The organism is Pseudoxanthomonas mexicana (assembly GCF_001556105.1).
GTDB classification, from domain to species: Bacteria; Pseudomonadota; Gammaproteobacteria; order Xanthomonadales; family Xanthomonadaceae; genus Pseudoxanthomonas_A; species Pseudoxanthomonas_A mexicana_A.
In genome coordinates this window covers 1-7971 of sequence record NZ_LSIF01000076.1, presented here as the reverse complement: position 1 = coordinate 7971, position 7971 = coordinate 1, and the positions used below count along the sequence as shown (strand labels likewise).

The following is a 7971-nucleotide window of genomic DNA, read 5'->3' as shown; positions in this document are numbered from 1 at the left end:
CAGCGAGCGCAGCGAGTGGCTTCTGCTTCCCGCAACTTGAACCACCGATTCATCCGCTTCACCGTTCCACCCCGCGCCATCGGGTATAGCATCGGCAGCGTCAACCAACCTCGCCCACAGGAGGGCAACATGAGCAACGGTAATGGTGTCACCGCGACGCTTTCCGGCGCCGCCGAGAGCGTGAAAGAAAAGGCGGCTGAAATTGGTGGGGCCGTCGCGGCCACCGCCAGCGAAACCGTCGCCAAGGCCAAGAAGGCCGCCAAGAAAGCGAAGAAGACGGTGACCGCCGACATCGCCAAGGCGAAGAAGGCCGTGGCCAAGCGCACCGACAAGGCCGCCAAGGCGGTGAAGAAGACCGTCGCCAAGGCCAAGAAGAAGCTGGCTGCCGCCAGCAGCGCCGCCAAGGCCGAAGCCGCCAGCCTGCAGAAGAAGGTGACCGGCAAGAAGCCCGCCAAGAAGACGGCGAAGAAGGCTGCGAAAAAGGCCACCAAGAAGACGGCCGCCAAGAAGGCGGTGAAGAAGGTCGTCAAGAAGGCCGCCGCCAAGAAGGCGACGGCGAAGAAGGCGGTCAAGAAGGCAGTGAAGAAGGTCGCCCGCAAGGCGCCCGTGAAGAAGGCGGCGAAGAAGGCCGCTCCGAAGAAAGCGGCCAAGAAGGCCGTCCGCAAGGCAGCCCCGAAGAAAGCCGCGAAGAAAGCCACCAAAAAAGCGGCCCGTAAGTAACGTGCTCCGCCCCCTCCCCCGCTCGCGGGGGAGGGGTTAGGGGAGGGGGCCGCTCCTGGCGCTTCCGACCCGTCATCCATAACACCAAGCATACGAACAGGATTCCACCGTCATGGCCGTCAAGATCGACAAGAAAATCAAGGGCTACAGCGTGCTCACCCCCGAGGACAAGGCGCGCGAAGCCGCGGCGCTGATCCCGGTGGCGTCGGTGCCGCGCGAGACGGTGGAAAAGGAAACCCCGCAGGACAACATCATCCAGATGCACGAGCGCATCGAGCGCCCGGAAGTCCTGATCGGCAGCACCTACAAGATCAAGTCGCCGCTGGTGGAGCACGCCATGTACGTGACCATCAACGACATCGTGTTGAACGCGGGCACGGAGCACGAGCTGCGCCGTCCGTTCGAGATCTTCGTCAACAGCAAGTCCATGGAGCATTTCCAGTGGATCGTGGCGCTGACGCGCATCATGTCGGCGGTGTTCCGCAAGGGCGGCGACGTGACGTTCCTGGTGGACGAGATGAAGGCGGTGTTCGATCCGCGTGGTGGTTACTTCAAGGCCGGTGGCGTGTACATGCCGTCGCTGGTGGCGGAGTTGGGCGCCATCGTGGAAGAGCACATGAAGTCGATCGGCCTGATCCACGACCCGGAAATGAGCGCGCACCAGCGCGCCATCCTGGCCGAGAAGCGCAAGCAGTACGAAGACCGCGCAAAAAAAAACTCTGACGTAGTCGAAACCGTGACCGTTGCACCGGCCGCGCCCGCCCAGGGCGCCGCCGAGGACATCGCCGTGACCGGCGATGGCGCCAGCTTCCCGCCCTCCGCGACCCTCTGCCACAAGTGCAGCACCAAGGCCCTCGTCATCATGGACGGGTGCGCGACGTGTTTGAACTGTGGTTATTCGAAGTGCGGCTAAGCAATGCATGACGGCCGCGCCATTGCGAACTACATCCTTGACGTCTCGGAGGCGCAGGGAAGGGAAGTGACGCAGCTTTCGCTACAGAAGCTGGTGTTCTTCTGTCACGCCTGGTCGTTGGTTGAGCTTGGCTCGCCTCTGGTCAAGCATCAGTTCGAGGCTTGGCAGTACGGTCCAGTACTTCAGTATCTGTACCGCGATTTCAAAGAGAACGAGAAGAGTCCGATCTCCACGCGCGCCCAAAAGTTGAATCCGGAGACGGGCGAGAAAGCAGTCGTTTCCTACGATCTGGATGAGCCGACCAGATTGCTACTCGATCGCGTCATCTCTTTCTATGGTCGGCTTCGCCCTGGGACCTTGGTCGAGTTGAGTCATGTCGAAGGCGGTCCTTGGCATGATGTGTGGAATCACGCGGGTCAAGTGAATCCGGGCATGACCATATCCAACAAGTCGATTCTCGACTATTACGCGAAGGCGACTGTTCCGTTCTAGGTGATTGATGGAGTCGGTATGGCTAAGCAGCTGAAGGTTCCCTCTCTTCAACATATGGCCCGCATCTGGCGGCCAGATGCTGAAGCAATCAAGAAGGTTCTGATTAGGCTGGCTACGCATGGCCCGAGCTTCAGCTACGCGCCTCTCTTCAAGATCGTCCATGAGATGTTGGTCTTCAAGACGCCTTATGAGGTCAGTCTTGAGGCAGTCCAGCGCATTGCGCGCGAAGACGTACGTAAGAACTTTCTTGGCATCATGCCGCTGATCAATGACTACTTCTCGCAAGTCCGTCCGGCTTATGTGCACGAAGTCACCCCAAGGCTCTATTCATTGAGCCGTGACATCCAAGTTCCCTTCGCTCCACCGTTGATGTACGGAGTTGGCGGCGAGGTGATTTTTCCTTGGTTGAGCTTCTGGAAGAGTAATCCACTGAACGGAGAGGCTCTATCGCTGTTCGTGACCATCGTAGAGGAGCTGATCCTTCAGGATTCCGATCTGGAAGATGCCCACTTCAAGATTCTGGACTTTAGTGCGGAAGAGGTCCCAGGTCCCAGGAAGCTTAGAGTCATTCCTGCTAGTGAGATTCCGAGAGTGAGTTCAGAAAAGAAGGCGGAAATGTTGCTCGTCTTTGCCGACGGCTTCCGTCTCGCCAGGGATCATCTCCAAGGTGTTGCAGATAGTGATACCGCCTCTGGCTCTGATTCTGTCCACCCGGATCAGATGTCGCTGCTTTAAAGCTTCAGGTTGGGCAACGCGGCGCGGATTCTTAAGCGTCGCGTGATCCGGTGGAATGATTGCTTGTCCGCAGTTCCGTCCTCAATCATTCAAGTCGTGCCCCTTTATCCGACAAATTCTACGAGTGTAGGTATGCCGAGCTATCAGGAATACGTGGTGGAGCAGACGGAGCTTGCACAGGCATGTTTACGTGACCTCGGCTGTCAGCCCGTACTTTTTGTGGGTAGCGGATTGTCTCAGCGCTACGGAGAAGGCCCCTCTTGGAAAGATTTGCTCGCGCAAGCAATTGCTGAAAATCCTCTGATCGAGGATGAGCTGCCATTCTTGAAGCAAAGAGAAGGAAGTTTCCCAAAGGTTGGCAGTGCACTGATCGATCCGTATCACCGTTTTGCTTGGGGTGTTGGTCGTGAGCAGTTCCCGCCAGAGCTGTTTACAGATGAAACCCCGAAAGATTGCTACTTGAAGAACTACGTCGCGGGGATGCTGCAGAGAAGTGTTCTTAAGTATGCTGAGGTCGATCCTGTATTCGCGCAGGAGATCGAGGCTCTTAAGCGAATCAGGCCAAACTCGATCATAACTACAAACTACGATTCGCTCCTGGAGGATATTTTTCCGGAGTACACGCCAATAGTCGGCCAGAAGATCATTCGTGCTGCGAGCATGATGATTGGCGAGATATTCAAGATTCACGGATCTGTCTCGGATCCAGCTGAGCTGGTTCTTACGCAAGAAGACTACGATGGCTGGAGAGATCGTAAGAAATATCTCTCAGCGAAGTTGCTGGCCTTCTTCCTTGAGCACCCTGTCGTCATTCTTGGGTATGCGGCTCAGGACGACAACGTAATCGAGATATTGAGAGATATCGACGAGATCTTGGCCGGCAATGGGGATCTTGTTCCGAACATCTTCTATGTAGTGTATGACCCGACGCTGGGAGATGCTTCGTATCCACCGCGTCAGGCGATACTTGACCTCCGTGATGGCAGATCTATGCGAGTGAACTGTATCCACGCGCGCGAGCTCACTTGGGTGTATGAGGCGTTTGCCGCTAGTGAGGGAGTTGAGAACGTAAATCCCAAAATTCTGCGCGCACTCATGGCGAGAACTTATGAGCTTGTCCGCCATGACATCCCTAAGATGACCATGGAGATTGACTACGAGACTTTGGAGCAAGCCGTTAGGAATGAAGAGGAGCTGCCAAGGTTGCTGGGTATCACCTCTCTGTCCGATCCTCAGACCTTCAACGCTACGTATCCTTATTTGACTACCTCGCTTGGGAAGAAGCTTGGGTTTCCGACTTGGCATGGTGCGAGGAAGCTCTTGGATAAGGTAAAGAGCGATAAGGGTGTTGATCTTTGTGCTAGCGACAACCAGTTCCATATAGCAGTCAAGTCTGGAACTAATAGCGTGATTCATAAATACAGCGAAGCGGCAGTAGCGTTATTGCGGGCGGTTCAGGCCGACGAGAATTACGAAGTGACTCTAAAAAAATCTGTCAGCAAGAAGGCTGTGAAAAAGGTGGCTGTCTCCAAGCCATAGTGAGCAAAGCCAACCTGAATTCGGGTCGCGCCGATTGGGTGGGGAGAGCTTCTGGGAAACTAACTAGCAGAGGTGAAGTCGCGTGAACAAGGAGAAGTTCTTGGCGCACTACGGTATCCACCACTTTTACCATTTCACCGACGAAAGGAATTTGCCGCTGATCCGTGAGCTGCGCGGGCTTCATAGCTTGCAGGTTCTTCGGTCATTGGGGGCTGCGCCGCCCGCTCCGGGGGGTAATGAATGGAGTCGTGAGGCGGACGCGAGGTTTGGTGGTGACAGATACGTGCACCTCTGTCTGTTTGATCAACATCCGATGGAGTGGAGAGCTAGGCAAGAAGGACGCATAGGGACTTCTCGATTTCTCCAGATTGATCCACGAGTGATCCTTTCCGATGGCGTGGTTTTCTCCCCTGGGGTATCGAACAAGGCTGATGTCCCGCTACTTGATTTTGATATGGCGTTAGAGAAGATGGATTTTGAGGTGGTCTACACTAGGACCAACTGGGCTGACCCTGAGGTTCAGGCGCGTAGGAGTGTGGCGAAGAAGTACGAAGTGTTAGTTCCGGGAAGCATCCCGCTCGAAATGATTAGAGGTTATTGAGGTGGCTAGTCGTCCGATATTTTTGCCGGCCGCTGACAATACAAAGCTGGTGCGTGAGGTCAGTGTTGATTTTTTTTGGCACAAAGGCATGGCGCCGTCTCAGAAGCGGAAGAACGTCGTGGAGCTTCATGAGGCTGCTGAGAAGCGTGGGATTTCACCGTTGCTTGAAGTCTCAACTAAGTCGGATGAGTTACTTGGTCAAAGACTAAGTGCCTTCAACTTGAAGGTGGAGTTGGGCGATGGCCAAAGTGTGCCGCTTGAATGCGTATTCCAGGGGAGCAAAGTGTTTCGCGACGGCGGTCCATACCATGATCTTTTTTTTGTGGATGGAAGAGTTGCAAAGCGAGATGAAAGGCTTTCCTCTTCGGGCCCACTAGTTGGTTTCAACTTTGAGGGGCTTGAGGTGGGGTTGGAGCCTAAAACCGCGTTCTATGACTGGCTCTACATTCGTGCAATCTTTCCGCATAGGGAGTTTTTAAAAAAAAGGCTTCATAAGTACAAGGGCTTTACTGACATTGAGTTCAATCCGGAAAAGTCGATTAATTGCCAAGCAAGGTCATGCGCGACTTTTGTCGCGCTAGATGTACTCGATCTTCTGGATGAAGCAATGACATCGACCGATCGGTTCATTGAGCTGCTCCGGCCCGGCGCTCAGATTCAACCGCATTCGCACGCAGACAGACAGAGTGCGCTCTTTTAGTTTTTGGGAAGCAGGGGTCAGATTGAGTTTCCGCGCTGACCAGTAGAGCAATCCCACCGCAGGACAACGATCAAGGAACGAACGTCCATGTCCACCTACTTCGATGCCGAAGCCGTCAAACAGCAATACCGCGAGTACGAATCCGACCGCCTGATGCGCATCGCACTGGCGACGACGGACGAGTACGGCGAAGAAGCGATCGGCCTGGCGCGGCAGGAACTGATCGGTCGCGGCATGCAGGACGCGCGCTTCGACACCCCGCCGGGACGCTCACCCCCGCCCATCCCCGGCGCCAAGCCCTTCGACACCCTGCCGCTCGTGCTCAAGGTGCTGTGCGTCCTGCTGCCCGGCATCGTCATCTTCCTCGCCGCCGGCTACCTGATGGCCGACAACAAGAAAGCCGCAGGCGAAGCCCTGTTCTTCATGATGATCGGCTGGTTCTTCTGGCTGCTGCTGTATAAGGCGCTGGGCAACTAGTCGTAGGGTGGGCTCAAGCCCACAGAGAGGCGGCCGACGCGCGCGCTGCGGACGAGGGCTCTAGATGCCAGTTCGCGCATCCAATCCACACCACCCTTCGTAGGCACCAACGCATCACCCCGGCCACTCTCACCCCAGGATGTCCCATGCGCCGCTTCCTCGCTCTTGCCCTGCTTTGTGCCGCTCCCGCCTTCGCCGACGCCACGCCGCTGGACGGCACGTGGCGCGTCGATCTGTCCACGAAGCCCGACACGCCCTACACCCAGCCCATGCAGCTGACGCTCAACGCCGATGGCACGGTGACGGGCAGCTTCTACAACAGCACCATCGAGGCCGGGCGCTGGAAGGAAAGCCGCGGCCGCCTGTGCGCCAGCTTCCGCACCACCGATGGCGTGGGTCCGTACCACACCGCCGTGTGCCTGACCGGCGACACCGCGACCGGGCAGACCTGGGCCGAACACCGCAACTTCCTCTTCAACTGGAACGCCGAGCGCATGCCGGCGACGGAGCCCGCACCGACCCGCTGAGGGCGAACCGGGTCATCGGGTGGGCTGCGCCTGCGACCCCCGATATCAAGCGCCAACGCCTGCGCCGGTACGCTGGTGACGGAACCACGTTGGCGACGCCCATGCCCCAGACCCTCACCCTCGACGGCCGCCGCATCCACGACATCCCGTCGTTCTACGACGAGATCAACCGCGTCTTCATGACCGGCGTCGACTGGACGCTCGGCCCCAGGCTGGATGCCCTCGACGACCTGCTCTACGGCGGCTACGGCGCACTCGATGGCGATGCCCCGGTGACGCTGGTCTGGACCCACTTCGCCGCCAGCCGCGACGCCCTCGGCGTCGAGACCACGCGACAGTACCTGCTCGCCAAACTCGCGCATCCCGAACGCATCAACACCGCCCACTTCCAACACGCACTCGATGCCCTGGGCGCCGGCAACGGACAGACCTACTGCGACATCGTGCTGGAGATCATCGCCGCACACCCGAACATCACCCTGGTGCCGGACGAGCCTGCATGCACCGGCACCCCGTAGGGTGGGCTCACGCCCACCATCGCACGGCATCCACGCGCATCGGACGGCGGGCCGAGGCCCGCCCTACGACGGCCCGACCGCATCACCCCAACAACATCGGTGACACCGGACTTCACGAGTGACCATCGCCATGAGAGCGCGCGTCATTGCACTCAACGCATCCCAGGCCAAGGCGTTCTGCCTCCGGCTATGGCTCGAACTGACCATCGCCGGGCGCGGCATCTGGCGCGATGACGCGCTGGATGCGCCATCGCAGGCCAACGCGCTCAAATGGCTCAACGAGATCCAGCACCGCGTATGGGGTGCTCACGCAGCATCCCGGGCCAACGCCCTGCCGAACCTGCTGGACAAGATTGTCTCGTGTTGCGCGCAGGCACCGGTGCTGCAGGCCCACGTGCGAGTGGCGCTGGAGGGTGCACTCTCTGCGGCATGCGGTGCAGACGTCATCGTGCGCGAACACGACGCGTAGACCGGACGCGTCGGTTCACGCCCACCATCGCGCGGCATCCGCGCGCATCGGACGGCGGGCCAAGGCCCGCCCTACGGAAGATCGCACTCCGGGCCCCATCGTTCTCACATTGAGCCCCATTGATCGCCCTCCAAGCCCGAACGCCGGGCAAAAATTCCCACGCGCGAGGCTCCCTGGCTCCATCGATGGCATTCCGAATGCCATCGATCGCTTTCCGAGCCCCATCTGACCCACCCCCAGAGAACTGGGCCAACGTAAAGTAGAGACTTTGTTCCGCATG

Annotated in this window: 11 protein-coding genes; all 11 read left to right on the top strand. The window is 58.2% G+C overall.

Annotated features, from left to right (window positions below; all coding sequences use genetic code 11):
- The first annotated feature begins 129 nt into the window (after positions 1-129).
- The 11 genes from AX730_RS13775 to AX730_RS13730 all read left to right on the top strand — a co-directional run bounded on the left by AX730_RS13775 (position 130) and on the right by AX730_RS13730 (position 7691).
- On the top strand, positions 130-720 hold the full coding sequence (locus AX730_RS13775; RefSeq protein WP_062357461.1) for a hypothetical protein: 591 nt from the start codon (positions 130-132) through the stop codon (positions 718-720).
- A 112-nt stretch (positions 721-832) separates the two neighbouring features.
- Positions 833-1633, top strand: coding sequence for a TSCPD domain-containing protein (locus AX730_RS13770; protein WP_062357459.1), 801 nt, complete (start codon positions 833-835; stop codon positions 1631-1633).
- A gap of 3 nt (positions 1634-1636) precedes the next feature.
- Positions 1637-2125: a Panacea domain-containing protein gene (locus AX730_RS13765; RefSeq protein WP_062357458.1), complete on the top strand. Its 489-nt coding sequence runs from the start codon at positions 1637-1639 to the stop codon at positions 2123-2125.
- A gap of 18 nt (positions 2126-2143) precedes the next feature.
- Complete coding sequence (locus tag AX730_RS13760) at positions 2144-2860, top strand: hypothetical protein (RefSeq protein WP_062357456.1); 717 nt, start codon at positions 2144-2146, stop codon at positions 2858-2860.
- 132 nt (positions 2861-2992) lie between these two features.
- Complete coding sequence (locus tag AX730_RS13755; protein WP_083537919.1) at positions 2993-4399, top strand: SIR2 family protein; 1407 nt, start codon at positions 2993-2995, stop codon at positions 4397-4399.
- An 82-nt stretch (positions 4400-4481) separates the two neighbouring features.
- Positions 4482-5000 carry a DarT ssDNA thymidine ADP-ribosyltransferase family protein gene (locus tag AX730_RS18530; protein ID WP_083537918.1) on the top strand — a complete coding sequence of 173 codons (519 nt, stop codon included), beginning with the start codon at positions 4482-4484 and terminating at the stop codon, positions 4998-5000.
- 1 nt (position 5001) lies between these two features.
- Positions 5002-5700: a DarT1-associated NADAR antitoxin family protein gene (locus tag AX730_RS18525; protein WP_083537916.1), complete on the top strand. Its 699-nt coding sequence runs from the start codon at positions 5002-5004 to the stop codon at positions 5698-5700.
- Positions 5701-5787: 87 nt separating this feature from the next.
- Positions 5788-6177, top strand: coding sequence for a hypothetical protein (locus AX730_RS13745; protein WP_062357451.1), 390 nt, complete (start codon positions 5788-5790; stop codon positions 6175-6177).
- A 146-nt stretch (positions 6178-6323) separates the two neighbouring features.
- Positions 6324-6704 carry a hypothetical protein gene (locus tag AX730_RS13740; protein ID WP_062357450.1) on the top strand — a complete coding sequence of 127 codons (381 nt, stop codon included), beginning with the start codon at positions 6324-6326 and terminating at the stop codon, positions 6702-6704.
- 101 nt (positions 6705-6805) lie between these two features.
- On the top strand, positions 6806-7222 hold the full coding sequence (locus AX730_RS13735; RefSeq protein ID WP_062357449.1) for a barstar family protein: 417 nt from the start codon (positions 6806-6808) through the stop codon (positions 7220-7222).
- A gap of 130 nt (positions 7223-7352) precedes the next feature.
- Complete coding sequence (locus tag AX730_RS13730; RefSeq protein ID WP_157074257.1) at positions 7353-7691, top strand: hypothetical protein; 339 nt, start codon at positions 7353-7355, stop codon at positions 7689-7691.
- The last annotated feature ends 280 nt before the right edge of the window (positions 7692-7971 follow it).